At 42.0% G+C, this 21,485-nt stretch carries 21 protein-coding genes; 20 read left to right on the forward strand and 1 reads right to left on the reverse strand.

Annotated features, from left to right (window positions below; all coding sequences use genetic code 11):
* Window positions 1-130 precede the first annotated feature (130 nt).
* From mnmE to GFC28_RS13080, 7 genes are all read left to right on the forward strand, one after another.
* Window positions 131-1,516 carry a tRNA uridine-5-carboxymethylaminomethyl(34) synthesis GTPase MnmE gene (gene mnmE, locus GFC28_RS13050; RefSeq protein WP_044745148.1) on the forward strand — a complete coding sequence of 462 codons (1,386 nt, stop codon included), beginning with the start codon at window positions 131-133 and terminating at the stop codon, window positions 1,514-1,516.
* Between the two features lie 17 nt (window positions 1,517-1,533).
* Window positions 1,534-3,423 (forward strand): tRNA uridine-5-carboxymethylaminomethyl(34) synthesis enzyme MnmG, encoded by a 1,890-nt coding sequence (gene mnmG / locus GFC28_RS13055; RefSeq protein WP_044745149.1) that lies wholly within the window; start codon window positions 1,534-1,536, stop codon window positions 3,421-3,423.
* A 20-nt stretch (window positions 3,424-3,443) separates the two neighbouring features.
* On the forward strand, window positions 3,444-4,160 hold the full coding sequence (rsmG, locus tag GFC28_RS13060; RefSeq protein ID WP_044745150.1) for a 16S rRNA (guanine(527)-N(7))-methyltransferase RsmG: 717 nt from the start codon (window positions 3,444-3,446) through the stop codon (window positions 4,158-4,160).
* Window positions 4,161-4,221: 61 nt separating this feature from the next.
* Window positions 4,222-5,067, forward strand: coding sequence for a nucleoid occlusion protein (gene noc, locus GFC28_RS13065; RefSeq protein ID WP_044745151.1), 846 nt, complete (start codon window positions 4,222-4,224; stop codon window positions 5,065-5,067).
* Between the two features lie 135 nt (window positions 5,068-5,202).
* Window positions 5,203-5,964: a ParA family protein gene (locus GFC28_RS13070; RefSeq protein ID WP_044745152.1), complete on the forward strand. Its 762-nt coding sequence runs from the start codon at window positions 5,203-5,205 to the stop codon at window positions 5,962-5,964.
* Entirely contained in the window at window positions 5,957-6,811 is an 855-nt protein-coding gene (locus GFC28_RS13075; protein ID WP_044745153.1) for a ParB/RepB/Spo0J family partition protein, read from the forward strand. Before GFC28_RS13070 ends, GFC28_RS13075 begins: the two co-directional genes overlap by 8 nt.
* 227 nt (window positions 6,812-7,038) lie before the next feature.
* Window positions 7,039-7,740: a DUF554 domain-containing protein gene (locus GFC28_RS13080; protein ID WP_044745201.1), complete on the forward strand. Its 702-nt coding sequence runs from the start codon at window positions 7,039-7,041 to the stop codon at window positions 7,738-7,740.
* A gap of 47 nt (window positions 7,741-7,787) precedes the next feature.
* On the opposite strand, the gene yyaC is transcribed toward GFC28_RS13080, so the two are convergent.
* Window positions 7,788-8,411, reverse strand: a complete 624-nt coding sequence (gene yyaC, locus GFC28_RS13085; RefSeq protein ID WP_044745154.1) for a spore protease YyaC — start codon at window positions 8,409-8,411, stop codon at window positions 7,788-7,790.
* A 246-nt stretch (window positions 8,412-8,657) separates the two neighbouring features.
* On the opposite strand from yyaC, the gene GFC28_RS13090 reads away from it, so the two are divergent.
* The 13 genes from GFC28_RS13090 to yycF all read left to right on the forward strand — a co-directional run bounded on the left by GFC28_RS13090 (window position 8,658) and on the right by yycF (window position 21,485).
* Entirely contained in the window at window positions 8,658-9,548 is an 891-nt protein-coding gene (locus tag GFC28_RS13090; protein WP_044745155.1) for a mechanosensitive ion channel family protein, read from the forward strand.
* A gap of 14 nt (window positions 9,549-9,562) precedes the next feature.
* Complete coding sequence (locus GFC28_RS13095; RefSeq protein ID WP_044745156.1) at window positions 9,563-9,757, forward strand: DUF951 domain-containing protein; 195 nt, start codon at window positions 9,563-9,565, stop codon at window positions 9,755-9,757.
* A 38-nt stretch (window positions 9,758-9,795) separates the two neighbouring features.
* Entirely contained in the window at window positions 9,796-11,805 is a 2,010-nt protein-coding gene (locus GFC28_RS13100) for a molybdopterin-dependent oxidoreductase (protein ID WP_044745157.1), read from the forward strand.
* Between the two features lie 70 nt (window positions 11,806-11,875).
* Window positions 11,876-12,976, forward strand: coding sequence for a redox-regulated ATPase YchF (gene ychF / locus GFC28_RS13105; protein ID WP_044745158.1), 1,101 nt, complete (start codon window positions 11,876-11,878; stop codon window positions 12,974-12,976).
* 105 nt (window positions 12,977-13,081) lie between these two features.
* Window positions 13,082-13,369 (forward strand): 30S ribosomal protein S6, encoded by a 288-nt coding sequence (gene rpsF, locus GFC28_RS13110; RefSeq protein WP_044745159.1) that lies wholly within the window; start codon window positions 13,082-13,084, stop codon window positions 13,367-13,369.
* A 27-nt stretch (window positions 13,370-13,396) separates the two neighbouring features.
* Window positions 13,397-13,891: a single-stranded DNA-binding protein gene (ssb, locus tag GFC28_RS13115; protein WP_044745160.1), complete on the forward strand. Its 495-nt coding sequence runs from the start codon at window positions 13,397-13,399 to the stop codon at window positions 13,889-13,891.
* Window positions 13,892-14,018: 127 nt separating this feature from the next.
* Window positions 14,019-14,255: a 30S ribosomal protein S18 gene (rpsR, locus tag GFC28_RS13120; protein WP_027408127.1), complete on the forward strand. Its 237-nt coding sequence runs from the start codon at window positions 14,019-14,021 to the stop codon at window positions 14,253-14,255.
* 68 nt (window positions 14,256-14,323) lie between these two features.
* Window positions 14,324-15,253 (forward strand): YybS family protein, encoded by a 930-nt coding sequence (locus tag GFC28_RS13125; protein ID WP_044745161.1) that lies wholly within the window; start codon window positions 14,324-14,326, stop codon window positions 15,251-15,253.
* Between the two features lie 38 nt (window positions 15,254-15,291).
* Entirely contained in the window at window positions 15,292-17,265 is a 1,974-nt protein-coding gene (locus tag GFC28_RS13130) for a DHH family phosphoesterase (protein ID WP_044745162.1), read from the forward strand.
* Window positions 17,262-17,711 carry a 50S ribosomal protein L9 gene (rplI, locus tag GFC28_RS13135; RefSeq protein ID WP_044745163.1) on the forward strand — a complete coding sequence of 150 codons (450 nt, stop codon included), beginning with the start codon at window positions 17,262-17,264 and terminating at the stop codon, window positions 17,709-17,711. The genes GFC28_RS13130 and rplI overlap by 4 nt, the downstream gene beginning before the upstream one ends.
* 98 nt (window positions 17,712-17,809) lie before the next feature.
* The gene (gene dnaB, locus GFC28_RS13140) at window positions 17,810-19,174 is read left to right on the forward strand and encodes a replicative DNA helicase (protein WP_044745164.1); all 1,365 of its coding nucleotides are present in this window, start codon (window positions 17,810-17,812) and stop codon (window positions 19,172-19,174) included.
* Window positions 19,175-19,321: 147 nt separating this feature from the next.
* Window positions 19,322-20,608 carry an adenylosuccinate synthase gene (locus tag GFC28_RS13145; RefSeq protein WP_044745165.1) on the forward strand — a complete coding sequence of 429 codons (1,287 nt, stop codon included), beginning with the start codon at window positions 19,322-19,324 and terminating at the stop codon, window positions 20,606-20,608.
* 160 nt (window positions 20,609-20,768) lie between these two features.
* On the forward strand, window positions 20,769-21,485 hold the full coding sequence (yycF, locus tag GFC28_RS13150) for a response regulator YycF (protein WP_044745202.1): 717 nt from the start codon (window positions 20,769-20,771) through the stop codon (window positions 21,483-21,485).

The following is a 21,485-nucleotide window of genomic DNA, read 5'->3' on the forward strand; positions in this document are numbered from 1 at the left end:
ATGTGGATAAGTTAAAATTGATAATGATTACTTTGATTACTTCCTGAATTGTGGATTATTTAATGATTGCAAGCGATTCTCTTGTTTACAATATAGATCATAGACAAGGATAGAAGAGAGGTGAAAATATATGGAGTTTGATACAATTGCTGCGATTTCTACTCCGATGGGGGAAGGCGCCATCGCCATTGTTCGTTTGAGCGGAAGCGAAGCCATTGCTATTGCGGATCGCCTTTTCAAAGGAAAAGGGAAAAAACGTCTGAATGATGTGCCTTCACATACCCTCCATTATGGGCATATTATTGACCCGGCTGATGGTCGTACGGTGGAGGAAGTAATGGTTGCTGTTATGCGGGCGCCTAAGACGTTTACAAGAGAAGACGTCGTCGAAATTAACTGTCATGGGGGGCTAGTTTCCGTTCACCGTATCTTGCAGCTTGTTTTGACAAATGGGGCTCGTTTGGCTGAGCCGGGCGAATTTACAAAGCGGGCATTTTTAAATGGTCGCATTGATTTATCTCAGGCTGAAGCGGTGATTGACTTAATTCGTGCAAAAACCGATCGAGCGATGAATGTGGCTCTTAATCAAATGGAAGGGCGATTATCAAAAATGATTCGCCAGCTGCGGCAAACGATTTTAGAAACGCTTGCTCATGTGGAAGTGAACATTGATTATCCTGAATATGATGACGTAGAGGAAATGACGCATCGACTGCTTCTCGAGAAATCGCAGTATGTTCATTCGGAAATCGAACGGCTTTTACAAACGGCGCACCAAGGAAAAATATTGCGAGAAGGGCTGGCAACCGTCATTATCGGTCGCCCGAATGTTGGAAAATCATCTTTGTTAAATAGTCTTGTTCATGAAAATAAGGCAATTGTCACAGATATTCCGGGAACGACAAGAGATGTTATTGAAGAATATGTCAATGTCCGTGGTGTTCCGTTAAAACTGATTGATACAGCGGGAATTCGCGAAACAGAGGACGTCGTCGAGCGAATCGGTGTTGAACGTTCAAAGCAAATGGTGAAAGAGGCGGATTTGGTTTTATTTGTTTTAAATTACAATGAGCCGCTGACTGAGGAAGATGAGCAGCTTTTTGAAAGTGTAAAAGAGAAGGATGTTATCATCATTGTGAATAAAACGGATTTGCCGCAAAGAATCGATATGGAACGTGTAAAACAGCTTGCAAATGAACATCCGATTATCGCCACTTCTTTATTAGAGGAAAAAGGCATTGACCAATTGGAAGAGGCTATTTCTACGTTATTTTTTGCCGGAGCGGTGGAAGCTGCGGATTTGACATATGTGTCAAACTCAAGGCATATCGCTTTGCTCCATCAAGCGAAAAAAGCGATTGAGGAAGCCATTGCGGGAATAGAGGCAGGAGTCCCAATTGATATTGTACAAATTGATTTGACAAGAGCATGGGAATTGTTAGGAGAAATTGTAGGGGATACGGTACACGAAAGTTTGATTGATCAGCTGTTCTCTCAATTTTGTTTAGGGAAATGAAAAGGAGGTTGTTTCAAATGGAGTATCATGGCGGATCATATGATGTCATCATTGTCGGTGCTGGCCATGCCGGATGTGAAGCAGGACTGGCTGCAGCGCGAATGGGTGCCAAGACGTTAATGATTACGTTAAACCTGGATATGGTCGCTTTTATGCCATGTAATCCGTCTATCGGCGGCCCTGCCAAAGGAATTGTTGTTCGAGAAATTGATGCACTAGGCGGGGAAATGGGGAAAAACATCGATAAAACATACATTCAAATGAGAATGTTAAATACGGGAAAAGGTCCGGCTGTTCGCGCGTTACGAGCGCAGGCAGATAAATTTTTGTATCAGCATGAAATGAAGAAAACGCTTGAGCGTGAACCGAATTTGACGCTTCTTCAAGGAAAAGTAGAGCGGCTAATTGTTGAAGAAGGCGTGTGCAAAGGGGTCATGACTCATACGGGCGCTCAATATTACGCAAAGACGGTTGTCATTACGACGGGAACATTTTTGCGTGGAGAGATTATTATTGGCGATATTAAGTATTCAAGCGGTCCAAATAACCAACAGCCGTCCATTAAGCTGTCAGAGCATTTAGAGGAGCTCGGTTTTCAGCTCGTACGATTCAAAACGGGAACTCCTCCGCGAGTCAATAGCCGTTCGATCGATTATAGCAAAACAGAAATCCAGCCGGGAGATGATACTCCACAGGCATTTTCATATGAAACAACGGAATACATTACAGATCAGTTGCCGTGCTGGCTGACTTATACGACGGAAGAGACGCATCGCATAATTGATGAAAACTTGCATTTATCGCCGATGTACTCGGGAATGATTAAAGGAACGGGCCCGCGTTATTGCCCATCAATTGAAGATAAAATTGTCCGTTTCCACGATAAACCGCGTCATCAAATTTTCTTGGAACCAGAGGGCCGGAATACGGAAGAAGTATATGTACAGGGGCTTTCCACCAGCTTGCCAGAGCATATTCAACGAAAAATATTGTCAACGATTCCGGGACTTGAGCAAGCGCAGCTGATGAGAGCGGGCTATGCGATTGAGTACGATGCCATTGTTCCAACCCAACTATGGCCAACGCTAGAAACAAAAGTAGTGAAAAACTTATATACAGCTGGACAAATCAACGGTACCTCCGGCTATGAAGAAGCGGCGGGGCAGGGCATTATTGCTGGAATTAATGCGGCCCGCAAAGCGCTTGGAAAAGAAGAGCTCATTTTAAGCCGCTCTGATGCTTACATTGGCGTACTGATTGACGATCTTGTGACAAAGGGAACCAATGAGCCATACCGCTTGTTGACATCCCGGGCAGAATATCGCTTGTTGCTCCGACATGATAATGCCGATTTGCGTCTTACAGAAATCGGGTATAAAATGGGATTGATTTCCGAAGAGCGTTACCAGAAGTTTTTAGCGAAGAAAGCAGCGATTGAAAAAGAGAAAAAACGTCTTCAAGCATGGATCATTAAACCAACAGACCAAGTTCAAGAGGTCATTCGTCAGGCGGGAGGCAGCGAATTAAAAGATGGCATTCGAGCTTCTGATTTATTGAAGCGTCCAGAAATGACCTATGAGCATATTCAGCTGCTTGCTCCAGCTGAAGAACAGCTTCCGTCCGATGTGGTGGAGCAAGTAGAAATCCAAATCAAGTATGAAGGATATATCGAAAAGTCACTTCAGCAAGTAGAACGTTTAAAGAAAATGGAAAACAAAAAAATTCCTGAAGATATTGATTATGATGCAATTACAGGCCTTGCGACCGAAGCTCGCCAAAAATTAAAACAAGTCCGGCCTCTTTCTATTGCGCAAGCTTCGCGCATTTCAGGAGTAAATCCTGCAGATATTTCGATATTATTAGTGTATTTAGAACAAGGAAGAATTGCTCGCGTGTCGAATGAATAACATAGTGAAGGGATTGGCATATGGATACCAAACAGTTTCAGAGCCTATTGGAGGAGAAAGGGATTTCTCTTTCTCCCCGACAATTGGAACAATTTCAAATCTATTATAAGCTGTTGATTGAATGGAACGAAAAAATGAATTTAACAGCGATTACGGATCAATCGGGGGTTTATTTAAAGCATTTTTTTGACTCCATTTCTCCTGCGTTTTATTACGATTTTTCAAAGCCAATGTCGCTTTGTGATGTCGGGGCTGGAGCCGGATTTCCGAGCATTCCGTTGAAAATTTGCTTTCCGCATCTGAAATTGTCGATCGTCGATTCGCTGCAAAAGCGCATTACTTTTCTTCACGCTCTTGCCTCAGCGCTCGAATTGGAAGATGTCGCTTTTTATCATGACCGTGCCGAAACGTTCGCTAGACGAGAAGGGATCCGAGAGGCATTTGACGTTGTCATGGCTCGGGCGGTTGCTCGAATGTCTGTGCTCAGTGAGCTATGCCTTCCATTGGTGAAAGTAAATGGGACATTTATTGCCATGAAAGCAGCGGCCGCTCAAGAAGAATTGGAACAAGGAAAAACAGCGATTAAAGTTCTTGGTGGAGAAGTTGCAGCCACTCATTCATTTACGTTGCCGATCGAAGAGAGCGAGCGGACCATTATTTTTATTCATAAGAAACGGAAAACAACCAAGCAGTATCCTCGGAAACCAGGGATTCCAAATAAACTTCCAATTGAATGAGAACGCCGACTGGGAACATTGTTAAAACAGGGGAGAGTTTTTAAAGGTGGTGTAGAGGGGAATGAAGCATCCTTTTTCGCGCTTCTTTAGTTTTGGAGAAAAGGAACAAGAAGAAATGATTGAAAAACATGAGAATGAAGAAGTAAGAAAAATTCCAGTATCGCAAATTGTTCCGAACCGTTTTCAACCACGAACCATTTTTGATGATGAGAAAATTGCCGAGCTCGCTTTAACGATTCGAACACATGGAATCATTCAGCCGATTGTTGTTCGTGAATGTGAAAATGGCAAATATGAAATCATTGCAGGAGAAAGGCGCTGGCGTGCCGTTCAAACGCTGGGATGGACAGAAATTCCAGCCATTATCAAAAATTTAAATGATAAAGAAACCGCTTCAGTTGCTTTAATTGAAAATTTGCAGCGCGAAGAATTAACGCCGATTGAGGAGGCGCTGGCGTATGCCAAGCTATTGGAATTGCACCATTTGACGCAGGAAGCGCTGGCGCAGCGGTTAGGGAAAGGTCAGTCCACTATTGCCAATAAGCTTCGTTTACTAAAATTGCCTCAAGAGGTTCAAGAGGCGCTATTGCAACGAACGATTACAGAGCGGCATGCGCGAGCGCTCATTGTTTTAAAGGATCGGGACAAGCAATTAAAGCTTTTAAAAGAGATTATTGAAAAACAATTAAATGTCAAACAGACAGAAGATCGCGTATCAAAGATATTAGAAGCCAATCGTCCAAAGCCCAAGCCGAAACGAAAAGCTTTCAGCAAGGATATGCGAATCGCTGTCAATACCATTCGCCAGTCATTAGCGATGGTGGCTGATAACGGTCTTTCGATCGATTCTGAAGAAGAAGATTTTGAGGATTATTATCAAATTACAATTCGTATCCCGAAAAAATAAATGATTCAATGCGACCTCATCATATCGCGTGTGATGAGGTTTTTATTTCATGCGATGCATAGAAAATACATCCATTTTTTTTGTTTCATGATAAAATAGGACATATGAGTACGATTGTTAGAGGTAGGTGTCACCGTGGGCAAGATCATTGCAATTGCAAATCAAAAAGGCGGAGTAGGGAAAACGACAACGGCTGTGAATTTAGCAGCTTGCTTGGCACATATAGGAAAAAGGGTCTTGCTTGTCGATATTGATCCACAAGGGAATGCTACAAGCGGCATCGGAATTGAAAAAGGCGATGTAGATGAGTGCGTTTATAATGTCCTAGTAGAAAATATGAAAGCCAAAGATGTAGTAAGGCCGACAAATATTGAAAACTTATATATGATTCCAGCTACGATTCAATTAGCTGGGGCAGAAATTGAATTAGTTTCTGTGGTTTCACGCGAAATTCTTTTAAAAAAAGCTCTTGAGCCTTTAAAAAATGTATATGATTTTGTATTGATTGATTGTCCTCCATCCCTTGGGCTGCTTACATTGAATGCATTGACAGCCGCAGATGCCGTATTGATTCCTGTGCAATGTGAGTATTATGCGCTTGAAGGATTAAGCCAATTGTTGAATACGATTCGCCTCGTGCAGAAGCATTTGAATACGCAATTAAAATTGGAAGGCGTCGTGTTAACGATGCTCGATGCCCGAACGAATTTAGGGCTTCAAGTCATTCAAGAAGTGAAAAAATATTTTCGGGAAAAAGTATATGACACGATCATTCCGCGCAATGTTCGCTTGAGCGAGGCACCGAGCCATGGAAAGCCGATTATCCTTTATGACGTGCGTTCAAAAGGGGCAGAAGTGTATTTAGAATTGGCAAAGGAGGTGGTCGCGCGTGGCTAAAGGACTTGGAAAAGGGATTAATGCGCTATTTTCGAATTTGGAAGTAAGCGAGGAAGAAACGATTCAGGAGATTCAGATTAAAGAGCTGCGTCCCAATCCTTATCAACCTCGGCAAACATTTCATCCGGAATCGATTGAAGAGCTGAAGCAATCGATTATCCAGCATGGAATTTTGCAGCCGCTCATTGTGCGAAAAAGCATTAAAGGCTATGAAATTGTAGTGGGAGAGCGGCGATATCGCGCTGCTAAAGAAGCGCATTTAAAAACGGTTCCTGTTGTGGTGCGCAATTTGACAGAGCAGCAGATGATGGAATTTGCGCTCCTTGAGAATCTTCAGAGAGAAGATTTAACTCCTATTGAAGAAGCCAAGGCCTATCAAACTCTTATGGAACATCTTCAATTAACGCAAGAGGAGCTGGCCCAACGCATTGGAAAAAGTCGTCCGCATGTTGCGAACCATTTGCGGCTTTTATCGCTGCCAAAAGAAATTCAGCAATTGATTACCGATGGAACGTTATCGATGGGGCATGGCCGCGCTTTGTTGGGATTAAAAAGAAAAGAAAAAATGAAAGCGATTATTGAAAAGGTGATAGCGGAGCAATTAAATGTTCGCCAGCTTGAAAAGCTTATTCAGGAGACGAACGAGCGTGTTTCACGTGAAACAGTCAAACCCAAAAAAGAAAAGAGCGTTTTTGTTAAACAAAGTGAGTCATTATTAAGAGAAAAGTTTGGCACAAATGTGACGATTAAGCAAAATCGTAAGAAGGGCAAAATTGAAATCGAATTTTTCTCCAATGAAGATTTAGAACGAATTTTGCAGTTATTAAATGTACAACTGGATGAATAGCCGAGCCATCAGCCTTTGATGGTTTATTTTTTTCTTTCTTCGCAGTTGGTGCCAATAACATAGTATATCTTTTATGAGACTGTCTTTGAAGAAGAGCTACACATATTATGAACAGAAAGATCCGTTTTTCTTTTTTGGTGATTTTACTTTATTTACGAACAACAGACATTGGAAAAGCATGGATGCATATTGAGCATCATCCGCTTTATCTAGGGAGGCAAATTGTTTTGGTGTTATTAGGAACAATTGTGAATGGGATTTGCATTATCATCGGATCTTTATTAGGTAAAATATTCCACAAGATTCCTGAGCAAATGAAAGGGACCGTTATGAGCGGAATTGGTCTTGCTGTGACCTTGCTTGGAATACAAATGGGGCTAAAAAGTGAGCATTTTTTAATTGTCATTTGCAGTCTTGTTTTTGGCGGTATGATAGGGGAACTGTGGAATCTGGATCATCAATTAAACAAGCTTGGACAATGGCTGGAAAGAAAAGTAGGAGGACACAACCAAGGAAATATAGCCAAAGGATTTGTAGCAGCTACATTGCTGTTTGTGGTTGGAGCCATGGCGATTATTGGAGCTATGGACAGCGGTTTACGAGGAGATCATCGGGTTTTATATACTAAATCGATGATTGACGGATTTACAAGCATCATTCTTACAACAACAATGGGAATCGGAGTCATTTTTTCTGCTGTTCCTGTTATGCTATATGAAGGAATCATCGCTTTATTAGCAACACAAATCCAAGCATGGGTTCCGAAAGAATTAATGAATTCATTTATTGCCGAATCAACTGCAGTAGGCGGTATTTTAATTATGGCTATCGGCTTGAATTTGTTAGGAATCACAGCGATCCGTGTCGCTAATTTGTTGCCAAGCATCCTTATGACCGCTGTGATTATAACCGCTCTTCATTTCTGGTAAAGTAAAAATCCCTTCTTGTATTATAGAATCAAGAGGGGATTTTTGCTTTAGAAAGGCTTCATTTGTTCTTGATTTAGGGCGGTAGCGGCTAAATACTCTTGACGCTTCAGATAGCGGTCTGCTTCATAAATGCCGTTTGCAATCGTTTTAGCCATATTCATTACTAAATGAAGACGGGTATTTTGCAAAACAAAAAATTCCATAAATCCACTGACATTGACGACTCCTGTAATATGAAGATCTCCAACCGGAGGAAGTTGCTTGTTTACACCGGCACCTGGCCGGACGGGCCCTTCAGCAACTGTAATGGCGCCAACGCTTTTTAATCTTCCAAGACAAGCATCAATGGCGATCATAAAAACATTGTCATGAAGAACGCGAATCCCATTAATTTTCTCCTCTAAATTTACTGCATGAATCGGTTCTTCCAATGTTCCATATACTTGAAAATAAGACAAATTCTTTTCTTTGAGCATGGTCCCGACAAGAGGACCGAGCGAGTCTCCGGTTGATCGGTCTGTTCCAATACAAACAATGGCTAATGGTTGCGTGATCGGCGAAGAAAGCAGGGAAATAAGGCGCATCGCAATCCAAGTAGAGGCTCCTTGTTCATCATGGAAAACTCGTTCTTTTTCATTTTTGGAATGAAAAAAAAGCGAAGAGATACTCATGAATATTCACTCCTGATATCAAGTAAGTACTAAACAGTATACGGAAAAAACAAGAATTATATACATTGGGATTCTAGTTTTCTTATACGGCACAGGATGCTGTGAAACGAGGAAGTTATAACAGAGCTTAATCGGAAGCTGTCACGCTACAAAATCATTTGAAATATTGGTACAATGATTGGTATGTATAATAGTGATTAAGAGGTAATTTAACGTATGTAGGAAGAAGATGAAAGGTGAAAGAGGATGAAAAAAGCTTATGAAAATGTTTGGGAATTTTTTTCTAATGAAGATTTTTGGGCCAAGATTGGCATTGGAAGTGTAAAAATCATTGCGATTATTTTGGTGGCAATAGTGATCTCCAAGATTTTAAAAATGGCCGTTCATAATATTTTTAAAATGCGCCAAAAAGCGCCGATTCGTTTTTCAGAAAGACGAGAAGCGACATTATTAAAACTGCTCGATAACACGATTACGTATGTTATTTACTTTATAGCATTTGTGATGATTTTAGATACATTTGACGTGAAAGTAAGAACGCTGCTTGCTGGCGCAGGGATTGTTGGGTTGGCGGTTGGTTTTGGTGCCCAAAGCTTGGTGAAAGATGTCATTACAGGGTTTTTCATTATTTTTGAGGATCAGTTCTCGGTGGGTGATTATGTTCGAATCGGCAATTTTGAAGGATATGTAGAAGCCATTGGACTAAGGGTAACCAAAATAAAAAGCTGGACAGGCGAAGTTCATATTTTGCCTAATGGAACCATTACACAAGTAACGAACTTTTCATTGCATAATAGTGTCGCAGTTGTTGATGTGAGTGTTTCTCACGATGGAGATCTTGAACGAGCAGAGGAAGTCATTCGCCAGCTGTTGAGCGAACTTCCAGAGAAATATGAGGATATGGTGGCTGCACCTGAGCTTTTAGGTATTCAAAATTTGACAAGCTCAGAGGTTGTCCTTCGAGTGACCTGTGAAACAAAACCGATGCGCCATTTTTTTGTGGCTCGGGCATTGCGCAAGGAGATTAAACTGCGCTTGGATGAAAATGGAATTGAAATTCCATTTCCAAAGCTTGTTCTGTATAATCGCGAAGGCGAAGAAGGTTTGCCTCAACCACGAGCAAAAGCTGATGCGTAAAGGAGGAGGAATCAATGGATAAAGAGTTTAGTCTGCATGACATTGTAGAAATGAAAAAAGCGCATCCGTGTGGAACGAACCGCTGGAAGGTGATTCGCATGGGAGCAGATATTCGCATCAAATGTGAAGGCTGTGCCCATAGCGTGTTGCTCCCGAGGAAGGAATTTGTTCGTAAGCTGAAAAAGGTGCTGGAAAAGCATGAGGAGTAATTCCTCATGCTCTTTATTAAAGAGGGGGAATGGAGGAAATGCCAGACGTTCATATCTCATCGTGTCCTTTAAATTGCTGGGACACATGTGGATTGAAGGTGACGGTCCATGATGGCAAAGTAATCAAAGTGGATGGAGATGACCGCCACCCAATTACTCGAGGGAAAATTTGTGGACGAGGACGTATGCTGGAGGCACGGACCAATTCCCAAGAGCGATTGCTTTACCCTTTGAAAAAAGTGAATGGAACATTTATGCGGATCTCTTGGGAACAAGCATTGGATGAAATTGCAGAAAAAATGCGGGAGATTAAGGAAAAGTATAAGACTACAGCTGTTCTTCATAGCCATGATTACGCGAATAACGGACTACTAAAAAATTTGGATCGCCGGTTTTTTAATTGCTACGGAGGAGTTACGGAATTAATAGGAAGCATTTGTTGGGGAGCTGGGATTGAGGCGCAAAAGTGGGATTTCGGCAACGCTTACAGCCATGCTCCCGAGGATATTTACAATAGCAACAATGTAGTGATATGGGGCAGAAATGTTGCCCGCACGAATATGCATTTATTCGGACACCTTCAGTCTGTCAAGAAGCAAGGAACGAAGCTCGTTGTCATTGATCCGATTTCCAATCAAACAGCACAAATCGCGGATTTGTATGTGTCTGTAGCGCCAGGAATGGATGGCTTTTTAGCGATGGGAATTATGAAGGAGCTGCTGCGCCTTGGCCTTGAAGATCGGCATTTTATTGAAACCTATACAGTCGGATTCGAAGATCTCCAGAATTTATTGAACCAGATCACAATGGAGGAGATTGAACAATTAACCGGGGTTGCGCGCGAGATCATGAAAGAGTTAGCCCTTATATACGGAAACCGTCCAACGATGACGTATTTGGGACTTGGAATGCAGCGTTATGCTAATGGCGGAAATACGATTCGATTGATTGATGCTGTAGGAGCTTTAAGCGGAAATATTGGCATCAGTGGCGGTGGCGTCAATTTTGGCAATTTGCAGGTTGGTCAAAGCTTCAATATAGAAGCCTTGACTTTGCCGGAGCGGAAAACGGCATCTCGTACATTTCCGATGATGAAGCAAGCCGAAGGAATTTTGCAAGCCACTGATCCGAATATAAAAATGGTTATTGTAACATGTGGAAATCCATTGACTCAAGTACCCAATACCAATCTAGTGAAACAAGCCTTTCAATCAGTGGAAACGGTGGTTGTTTTTGAACAGTTTATGACGGATACAGCGGAGATCGCCGATTATGTACTGCCGACCACAACGGTATTTGAGGAGGAGGATCTTTACTATTCCTCGATGTATCATGCTTATGTCAATTATGGTCCTGCTCTTGTTCAAGCTCCAGGAGAAGCGAAACCAGATCTTTGGATTTGGACAAGCTTAGCCGAACGGTTAGGATTTGCAGACGATTTTGCCTTTTCAAGAGAAGAATTTTTAAAGATGGGGCTTGATGGGCTTGAAAAATACGGGATCACGTTAGAAAAGCTAAAGCAGGAAAAGCATTTGCTGTTACCTGTTCACCCGGTCCCATGGAATGATTATCGCTTTCAGACACCGAGCGGTAAATATGAATTCACATCTTCCTTCGCAGAACAAAAAGGGATGGATGGAAAATTAAAAATCATGTACCCAGCTGAATCGAAAGCGGGAAATAAGCGATTAGCGGAAAAATATCCATATCGTTTGCTGACGATCCATCCGCTGCGTTCCAATCATTCGCAGCATTATCATTTGATTAAAGCCATGCAATCAATCAAAATTGAGATTTCCCAAGATATTGCAGTGGAAAAAGAGCTGTCGGATGGAGATATGGCAAGGCTGTTTAATGAGCGGGGCGAGCTTATCGGCAAGGTGAAAGTTCTCGCGAAAGCTCATCCAAAAACGATCAATGTCGATGAAGGACAATGGGGAAAATTTGGTGGAAGTGTGAATGTACTCACGCCTGATGGCGAATCTGATAACGGTTTGGGAAGCACGTTATATGATTGCTTAGTAAACATTGAAAAAATTAATCCATGAACGCGCTTGTCATTTTATTTTTTACTCTCTATAATGAGGAAAGATGTTGACGGTTAGAGGAGTGGAAGCAATGGGATTAACAGCAGGAATTGTTGGTTTGCCGAATGTGGGAAAATCAACACTATTCAATGCGATTACAAAAGCTGGAGCAGAGTCTGCGAACTATCCATTTTGTACAATTGAGCCGAATGTTGGAGTGGTTGAAGTACCTGATGAACGTTTAAAAAAATTAACGGAGCTTGTCAACCCGAAAAAAACGGTGCCAACCGTGTTTGAATTTACTGATATTGCCGGCATTGTCAAAGGCGCAAGCAAAGGAGAGGGGCTTGGAAATAAATTTTTGTCGCATATCCGTCAAGTCGACGCAATTTGCCAAGTCGTTCGCTGTTTTGCTGATGAAAATATTACCCATGTAGCAGGGGAAGTCAATCCGCTTTCCGATATTGAAACCATTAACCTAGAACTCATTTTGGCTGATCTTGAAACCGTTGATAAGCGGATAGATCGCGTAGGAAAATTAGCGAAGCAAAAAGATAAAGAAGCGGTATTCGAGTATGAGATTCTTATGCGTTTAAAAGAAACATTTGAAGCGGGAAAGGCCGCGCGGACGTTGTCTTTTACGGAAGAAGAAATGAAGGTGGTAAAACAGCTTCACCTATTAACCATCAAACCAATGCTGTATGTAGCGAACGTAGGGGAAGAGGACATTGCCGATCCATCTGCCAATCCGTATGTTCAGCAAGTTCGTGAATTTGCGCAAAGCGACCATGCTGAAGTGATTGTTGTTTGTGCAAAAGTAGAGGAGGAAATTGCCCAACTGGACGAGGAAGAAAAACAAATGTTTTTGCAAGAACTAGGAATCGAACAATCAGGACTCGATCAGTTAATTCGGGCTGCATATAACTTGTTAGGACTAGCCACTTATTTTACAGCCGGGGAACAAGAGGTTCGTGCATGGACGTTCCGTAAAGGAATGAAGGCTCCGCAGTGCGCCGGAATTATTCATTCGGACTTTGAAAGAGGATTTATTCGTGCTGAAACGGTTTCTTACGACGATTTGCTTGCTTGCGGTTCCATGGCAGCAGCGCGTGAAGCAGGGAAAGTTCGTTTAGAAGGAAAAGATTACGAGGTTCAAGATGGCGATATTATGCATTTCCGTTTTAATGTATAGTATTGCATTGATCTTTTAGCCATGATATAATCAGAAAATGTGAGTAATGCATATTGCTCCTTGCTCTTTTCATAGAGCCGTTTAGACCAAAAGGAGGTGACTGGAATGAGAAAATATGAAATTATGTATATTATCCGCCCGAACATGGATGATGAAGGAAGAAAAGCAGTAGTTGAACGCTTCAACGGCATCCTAACAGAAAACGGTGCGGAAATCACGAACGTAAAAGAATGGGGTAAACGTCGTTTAGCTTATGAAATCAATGACTTCCGCGACGGTTACTACATGATCGTAAACGTGATGTCTGAGCCAAAAGCGGTACAAGAATTCGACCGTTTAGCGAAAATCAGCGAAGACATTATTCGTCATATCGTTGTTAAAGAGGAAGAATAATTCCGTGATTTTTAAGGAGTGGTTCTGATGATTAACCGCGTAATTCTTGTAGGGAGACTTACAAGAGATCCAGAATTGCGCTATACTCCAAGTGGAGTAGCTGTTGCCACGTTTACATTAGCTGTTAATCGCCCGTTTACAAACCAGCAAGGCGAACGTGAAGCAGATTTTATCAATTGCGTCGTCTGGCGTCGTCCAGCAGAGAATGTGGCGAACTTCTTAAAAAAGGGAAGCTTGGCTGGCGTGGATGGCCGTTTGCAAACGAGAAGTTACGAAGGGCAAGATGGAAAGCGTGTGTACGTAACCGAGGTGGTTGCTGATAGTGTTCAATTTCTTGAGCCTAAAGGTAGTACGGAACAGCGTGGTGCAGCAACAGGCGGCTATTATGGAGAGCCTTATCCATTTGGACAAAATCAGAACCCGCGTCACACAACCGACCCAGGCTATAGTCGCATCGATGAGGATCCGTTTGCCCATGATGGACAGCCTATTGATATATCCGATGACGACTTACCGTTTTAATCATAGATCGCAAAGACGGCTTTGGATCGTACAAGCACCTGCTTGCGCGTGAAAAGCCGAAACGAGACATTTGAACGTAAACTTCATTTTGGATATCATAATTGAAAAAAGAAAGGAGGAAAATAAAATGGCAGGACGTAAAGGCGGACGCGCAAAACGTCGCAAAGTTTGTTATTTCACAGCAAACGGAATTACACACATCGATTACAAAGATGTGGATACGTTAAAGAAATTTATTTCTGAGCGCGGCAAAATTTTACCACGCCGTGTAACAGGTACAAGCGCGAAATATCAACGCAAATTAACGGTAGCAATTAAACGTGCTCGTCAAATGGCATTGTTGCCATACGTAGCGGGTGAATAAAAGAAAAAGCAGTAAGGGGGGACGGCATCCTTACTGCTTTTTTTGATGATAGGAGGGATTCGGTTCGGATGAAAAATACATATGTGCTGACAGAAGCGGCGATTCAGCTGGCGATTTTTATTGTACTATTTTTAATCTTTTTGTACGTTCCATTTTTATCGGTGGTTGCGCTTTTCTTTTTATCTCTCCCTTTTATCGTGTTTACAATGAGACATGGCTATGCTCCAGGATTCATGTTGCTGGCTGTGGCGCTTATTGTCTCTTCCCTAATCGGTTCATTATTATCGCTACCCGTTGTGCTGATGTTTGGAACAAGCGGAATTGTGATCGGCATTATGTTTGCAAAAAAGAAAAACCGCTACTTAATTTTAACAGTAGCGACTCTTGTGTTTTTGGTCAATATCGTGCTTGATTATATTATTTCAGTCAAATTTTTTAACTTAGACATTATTGCTCAAACGCTTTCAATGCTAAAAGAATCCTTTCATGCCTCTATGCAAATCATGAAAGGAATGGGACAAGAGCCTCCGAAAGAAATGCAAGATCGCTTCCAACAAATGTTGGAGTTTGTGCAATACATTATACCGTCCGTGTTTGTTTTATCAGCGCTTGCTGCTGCTTATTTAACGATCATGGCTTCGATTCCGATTTTAAAACGCTTAAATATGCCGATAGGAACGTGGCCTCCTTTTCGTCATATTATGCTACCAAAGCCGCTTTTATGGTATTACCTGATTATACTATTAGCGACATTTTTTCCATTAGAAAAAGGATCCTTTGTCTTTATTGCCGTTATTAATCTCTATTATGTATTACAGCTTTTGTTTTTGATTCAAGGTTTTTCTTTCCTCTATTATGTCGCTGAGCAGAAAAAAATGGCAAAAAGCATCGTTGTAGTCGGAACGTTGTTTTGCTTCTTTCTCCCTTTTTTGCTTTATGTTATTGTAATATTAGGTATAATTGATTTAGGATTCGAATTACGGAAACGCATTCGCTAGGCGATGGGATTATTTTTATGGTTTAGGAGCTGACATGAATGTCTCATTTTTATAAAAAGAAGGCATACCGCTATCCCCTTTATGCATTAATGATGATTGCGCTCGGACTAATAGGAGTGATCGCTTATTTCCAATGGATTTTGGGGTTAGCCAGTTTTTTGCTCCTCGCTTTTGTGCTTTATTATGTCGTAAAATCGCAGCGTACGCTCTATACGGAGCTTGAACAGCATATTTCTAATTTATCCCATAGGCTAAAAAAAGTGGGCGAAGAGGCCTTGATGGAAATGCCGATTGGGATCATGCTGATTAATGACGATTATGTAATTGAATGGACAAACGTATTTTTGACATCCTGCTTTGGGGAGCAGACGTTGGTAGGCCGCTCGTTATATGATGTTGCTGACCAATTAATTCCGCTGATTAAACAAGAAGTTGACACAGAAATGATTGATATTCATGATCGGAAATTTCAAGTCATTATTAGGCGGGAAGAAAAGCTGTTATATTTCTTTGATGTAACTGATCAAATTGAAATCGAAAAACAATATGAAGCAGAACGAGTCGTATTAGGCGTTATTTTTCTCGACAATTATGATGAGATTACTCAAGGAATGGACGATCAATCAAAAAGCCAGCTGAACAGCCAAGTCACTTCGATGCTGAATAAATGGGCGCATGATTATGGATTATTCCTTAAACGAACATCCTCTGATCGCTTTGTCGCTGTATTAAATGAACAAATTTTACAGCAGCTTGAAAAAGGCAAGTTTGCGATTTTGGATGAAGTTCGCGAACATACCATGAAGGATAATGTTCAATTAACATTGAGCATTGGCATTGGTACAGGCGTTTCTTCGCTACCGGAGTTAGGGGCGCTTGCCCAATCTGGTTTGGATTTAGCGCTTGGCCGCGGAGGCGATCAGGTGGCAATCAAACAAGCGAATGGGAAAGTAAAATTTTACGGCGGGAAAACAAATCCGATGGAGAAACGCACGAGGGTGCGTGCCCGTGTGATTTCCCACGCATTAAAAGAGCTAGTTGTTGACAGTGACAAGGTCATGATTATGGGACATAAATATCCGGACATGGATGCATTAGGCGCTGCCATCGGTGTGTTAAAGCTTGTTCAGCTTAATCAAAGAGAAGGGTTTATCGTTTTGGATACGAATCGTATTGATGCAGGTGTTCAACGGCTGATTGAGGAAATTAAAAATTACCCGGAACTTTGGTCAAGATTCATTAAACCGGAACAAGCGCTTGAGCTTGTCAGCGATGATACCTTGTTAATTATTGTGGATACGCATCGTCCTTCACTAGTGATTGAAGAGAAACTAGTGTTTCGGACCGATAATATTGTGGTGATTGACCATCATCGCCGCGGTGAAGAATTTATTAATAATCCGCTGCTTGTATATATGGAGCCTTATGCTTCATCAACCTCAGAACTCGTAACCGAGCTGCTTGAATATCAACCGCAGCGCATGCGGCTGACGATGCTAGAGGCAACATCGCTGCTAGCAGGAATTGTGGTTGACACGAAAAGCTTTACGCTGCGAACCGGCTCTCGTACGTTTGATGCTGCTTCATACTTGCGTGCTCAAGGAGCCGATACGGTATTAGTGCAAAAGCTGCTCAAGGAAAATATCACCAACTATGTAAAAAGAGCTAAAATCATTGAAAATGCCTCTATTAACGCGAAAGGAATCGCTATTGCGAAAGGAAGCCCAAATGAAGCATATGACCAAGTTCTAATCGCTCAAGCGGCTGATACGCTTCTGACATTGAATGGGGTAGTGGCTTCCTTTGTGATTTCGAAGCGCACAGATAATCTGATCGGAATTAGCGCCCGTTCGCTCGGAGACATCAATGTTCAGGTCATTATGGAGAGCCTGGGAGGCGGCGGCCATTTAACGAATGCTGCCGTTCAGCTGGCTGATACAACGGTTGAAGAAGCAGAGCATCGTTTGCGTGCAGCCATTGACGAGTATTTAGAAGGAGGAAAAAAATCATGAAAGTTATTTTTCTAAAAGATGTAAAAGGAAAAGGCAAAAAAGGCGAAATTAAAAATGTGGCAGACGGTTATGCTCAAAACTTTCTTTTTAAGCAAGGGCTCGCCGTTGAAGCGACTCCTACTAATTTAAAGGCGCTAGAAGCACAAAAAAATAAAGAAAAACGTCAAGCAGAAGAGGAATTGGCAAAAGCGAAGCAGTTAAAAGAGCAATTGGAGCAACTGACGGTACAGCTATCAGCAAAAGCTGGTGAAGGCGGTCGCCTCTTCGGCTCCATTACAAGTAAACAAATTGCAGAAGCGCTGCAAAGCCAATTTCAATTGAAAGTGGATAAACGCAAAATTGAATTAGAGGATGCGATTCGTGCATTAGGCTATACAAATGTACCTGTTAAACTTCATCCGGAAGTAACGGCAACATTAAAAGTACATGTCAGCGAACAAAAATAACCTGATAAAAAATGTGATTTTATGGGGAATCCCCCATACAAATCACATTTTTCTTATGAGAATCGTTACCCAACAGCATCAAAAAGGTGGTGAAAGAGATGAATGATCTATTTGCAGAGCGCATTCCGCCACAAAATATTGAAGCAGAGCAAGCCGTACTTGGTGCGATTTTTCTTGATTCTTCGGCGCTGACTCCCGCTTCTGAGCTTTTAATACCAGAAGATTTCTACCGTGCTGCTCATCAAAAAATTTTCCACGCGATGCTCAAAGTGGCTGATAAAGGAGAGCCTGTCGACTTAGTAACAGTAACTGCAGAGCTGGTAGATTCCAAAGCGTTGGAAGAAGTGGGGGGAGTATCATATTTAAGCGAATTAGCTGATGCGGTTCCCACTGCTGCCAACGTTGAATATTATGCGCGCATTGTGGAAGAAAAATCGATTTTGCGCCGTTTAATTCGTACAGCCACCTCTATTGCGCAAGATGGCTACACACGTGAAGATGAGGTTGATGTACTGCTGAACGAAGCGGAAAAAAAGATTATGGAGGTGGCGCAGCGGAAGCATTCTGGTACGTTTCAAAATATAAAGGATGTGCTTGTTCAGGCGTACGACAATATTGAAATGCTTCATAACCGCAAAGGGGAGATTACTGGAATCCCGACCGGCTTCACTGAGCTTGATCGCATGACGGCTGGATTTCAGCGCAGCGACTTAATCATTGTTGCTGCTCGTCCCTCTGTTGGAAAAACCGCTTTTGCGTTAAACATTGCGCAAAATGTGGCGACACAAACGAACGAAAACGTTGCCATTTTTAGCTTAGAGATGAGCGCTCAACAGTTGGTTATGCGGATGCTGTGTGCCGAAGGAAATATCAATGCCCAAAATTTGCGGACAGGAAAGCTGACCTCTGAAGATTGGGGAAAATTAACGATGGCGATGGGAAGCTTATCGAATGCAGGAATTTATATTGATGATACCCCTAGCATTCGCGTCAGTGAAATTCGGGCGAAATGCCGCCGCTTGAAGCAAGAGAGTGGTCTTGGGATGGTATTGATTGATTATTTACAGCTCATTCAAGGAAGCGGAAGGAATAGAGAGAATCGCCAGCAAGAAGTATCTGAAATCTCCCGCGCGCTAAAAGCGCTGGCCCGTGAGCTAGAAGTACCCGTTATTGCTTTATCGCAGCTTTCCCGCAGCGTTGAACAGCGTCAAGATAAACGGCCGATGATGTCCGATATTCGCGAATCGGGAAGTATTGAACAGGACGCGGATATCGTCGCCTTTTTATATCGCGACGATTATTATGATAAAGAATCGGAGAATAAAAACATTATTGAAATTATTATTGCTAAACAACGGAATGGTCCTGTTGGCACGGTGCAGCTCGCCTTTATTAAAGAATATAATAAGTTTGTAAATTTAGAGAGACGTTTTGATGATACACAAATTCCTCCAGGAGCCTAAAAGCTGAACGGTTCTTTGGATAAGCATTTCTATTTTTATACGAATAAAAAAGAGAAATATCTATCCAATGTTCGTGTTTCGTTGACTTTAGTCAATAAAAGTGCTACACTTACTATGTTTACATTGAGTAAAGTGGAGGTGCTCGCCATGTCTTCGGTAGTTGTTGTTGGGACACAGTGGGGAGATGAGGGAAAAGGAAAAATTACCGACTTTTTATCAGAAAATGCAGAAGTGATCGCAAGGTATCAAGGCGGAAATAATGCGGGACATACGATTGTTTTTCATGGAGAAAAGTATAAGCTGCATCTCATTCCATCAGGAATTTTTTATAAAGATAAAATATGTGTAATCGGAAATGGAATGGTGGTTGATCCGAAAGCTCTTATTGCTGAGCTGCAATATCTACATGATCGGGGCATTTCAACGGACAACTTGCGTATCAGCAACCGTGCTCATGTGATTTTGCCATATCATCTAAAGCTTGATGAAGCGGAAGAGGAGCGCAAAGGAGCCAATAAAATCGGCACAACTAAAAAAGGAATCGGTCCGGCGTATATGGATAAAGCAGCCCGAATCGGCATTCGTATTGCTGATTTATTAGATCGTGACGTATTTGCGGAAAAACTTGCCCGCAATTTACAAGAGAAGAACGTTTTATTTGAAAAAGTGTACGGAATTGAAGGATTGAAACTTGAGGATATTTTTGAAGAGTATTATGGATACGGACAACAAATTGCGCAATATGTATGCGATACATCTGTCGTGCTAAATAACGCTTTGGATGAAGGACGACGTGTGCTATTTGAAGGCGCGCAAGGCGTCATGCTGGATATTGATCAAGGAACGTATCCGTTTGTGACTTCTTCTAATCCAGTGGCTGGCGGCGTTACAATTGGGTCAGGAGTAGGACCGACAAAAATTAAACATGTGGTAGGAGTAGCGAAAGCATATACAAGCCGTGTCGGCGATGGCCCGTTCCCAACGGAATTACATAATGAAATTGGCGATCGCATTCGCGAGGTTGGAAGAGAATATGGTACAACAACAGGGCGTCCACGCCGCGTGGGCTGGTTTGATAGCGTAGTAGTCCGCCATGCTCGCCGAGTCAGCGGAATTACGGATTTATCATTAAATTCCATTGACGTATTAACAGGAATTGAAACGTTAAAAATTTGTGTGGCTTATCGCTATAAAGGAAATATCATAGAGGAATTTCCGGCAAGCTTGAAGGTGCTAGCGGAGTGCGAACCCGTCTATGAAGAGCTTCCAGGCTGGACGGAAGATATTACAGGCGTCAAAAGCTTAGACGAACTGCCAGCGAATGCTCGTCATTATGTAGAGCGCATTTCACAGCTGACAGGCATCCCGCTTTCTATTTTCTCTGTTGGTCCAGATCGTTCGCAAACGAACGTCGTTCGCAGCGTGTATGCCTAACGATTAGAAATAAAGCATAGATACGAGCGGTATCTATGCTTTTCTTTTGCCGAATTGGCAATGGGTAGTAAGTGAATTCCCGTAAATAACATGATACATTATTAATATGGAGCTTTTTTTGCGAATGAATCCATCGGATAAGGAAAGGATGTGAATGATGATGGAAAAACGAATTCTTGTGGTAGATGATGAAAAACCAATTGCTGATATTTTACAGTTTAATTTGCAAAGAGAGGGCTATGAAGTCATTTGTGCATATGATGGTATAGAAGCATTACAAAAAGTGGAAGAAATTGAACCTGATCTCATTTTGCTTGATATTATGCTTCCGCAAAAAGATGGCATGGAGGTATGCCGAGAGGTGCGGAAAAAATATGATATGCCGATTATTATGTTAACAGCAAAGGATTCTGAGATTGATAAGGTACTTGGATTGGAGCTAGGAGCTGATGACTATGTCACGAAGCCGTTTAGTACAAGAGAACTGTTGGCACGCGTTAAGGCGAATTTGCGCCGTCATCAGCCAAATGCTAATGTTCAAGATGATGAAGAGAACGATGATATAAGCGAAATTACAATCGGATCGCTTGTCATTCGGCCAGATGCTTATATTGTATTAAAGAGAGGAGAAACGATTGAACTAACACACCGTGAATTTGAATTGCTTCATTATCTAGCGAAGCATATTGGACAAGTCATGACGAGGGAGCATTTACTGCAAACGGTGTGGGGATATGATTATTATGGAGATGTCCGCACTGTGGATGTGACGGTTCGCCGTTTGCGAGAAAAAATTGAAGATAATCCTTCTCATCCGACATGGATCGTGACGAGACGCGGTGTAGGATATTACTTGCGCAACCCAGAACAGGAGTAA

It is taken from the genome of Anoxybacillus sp. B2M1 (genome assembly GCF_001634265.1).
Lineage (GTDB): Bacteria > Bacillota > Bacilli > Bacillales > Anoxybacillaceae > Anoxybacteroides > Anoxybacteroides rupiense.

Excerpts from the sequence above, each read along its gene's own strand:
- mnmE (WP_044745148.1), top strand. The coding sequence starts at position 131 with ATGGAGTTTGATACAATTGCTGCGATTTCTACTCCGATGGGGGAAGGC.
- mnmG (WP_044745149.1), top strand. The coding sequence starts at position 1,534 with ATGGAGTATCATGGCGGATCATATGATGTCATCATTGTCGGTGCTGGC.
- rsmG (WP_044745150.1), top strand. The coding sequence starts at position 3,444 with ATGGATACCAAACAGTTTCAGAGCCTATTGGAGGAGAAAGGGATTTCT.
- noc (WP_044745151.1), top strand. The coding sequence starts at position 4,222 with ATGAAGCATCCTTTTTCGCGCTTCTTTAGTTTTGGAGAAAAGGAACAA.
- yyaC (WP_044745154.1), bottom strand. The coding sequence starts at position 8,411 with ATGAGTATCTCTTCGCTTTTTTTTCATTCCAAAAATGAAAAAGAACGA.
- GFC28_RS13090 (WP_044745155.1), top strand. The coding sequence starts at position 8,658 with ATGAAAAAAGCTTATGAAAATGTTTGGGAATTTTTTTCTAATGAAGAT.
- GFC28_RS13095 (WP_044745156.1), top strand. The coding sequence starts at position 9,563 with ATGGATAAAGAGTTTAGTCTGCATGACATTGTAGAAATGAAAAAAGCG.
- GFC28_RS13100 (WP_044745157.1), top strand. The coding sequence starts at position 9,796 with ATGCCAGACGTTCATATCTCATCGTGTCCTTTAAATTGCTGGGACACA.
- ychF (WP_044745158.1), top strand. The coding sequence starts at position 11,876 with ATGGGATTAACAGCAGGAATTGTTGGTTTGCCGAATGTGGGAAAATCA.
- rpsF (WP_044745159.1), top strand. The coding sequence starts at position 13,082 with ATGAGAAAATATGAAATTATGTATATTATCCGCCCGAACATGGATGAT.
- ssb (WP_044745160.1), top strand. The coding sequence starts at position 13,397 with ATGATTAACCGCGTAATTCTTGTAGGGAGACTTACAAGAGATCCAGAA.
- rpsR (WP_027408127.1), top strand. The coding sequence starts at position 14,019 with ATGGCAGGACGTAAAGGCGGACGCGCAAAACGTCGCAAAGTTTGTTAT.
- GFC28_RS13125 (WP_044745161.1), top strand. The coding sequence starts at position 14,324 with ATGAAAAATACATATGTGCTGACAGAAGCGGCGATTCAGCTGGCGATT.
- GFC28_RS13130 (WP_044745162.1), top strand. The coding sequence starts at position 15,292 with ATGTCTCATTTTTATAAAAAGAAGGCATACCGCTATCCCCTTTATGCA.
- rplI (WP_044745163.1), top strand. The coding sequence starts at position 17,262 with ATGAAAGTTATTTTTCTAAAAGATGTAAAAGGAAAAGGCAAAAAAGGC.
- dnaB (WP_044745164.1), top strand. The coding sequence starts at position 17,810 with ATGAATGATCTATTTGCAGAGCGCATTCCGCCACAAAATATTGAAGCA.
- GFC28_RS13145 (WP_044745165.1), top strand. The coding sequence starts at position 19,322 with ATGTCTTCGGTAGTTGTTGTTGGGACACAGTGGGGAGATGAGGGAAAA.
- yycF (WP_044745202.1), top strand. The coding sequence starts at position 20,769 with ATGGAAAAACGAATTCTTGTGGTAGATGATGAAAAACCAATTGCTGAT.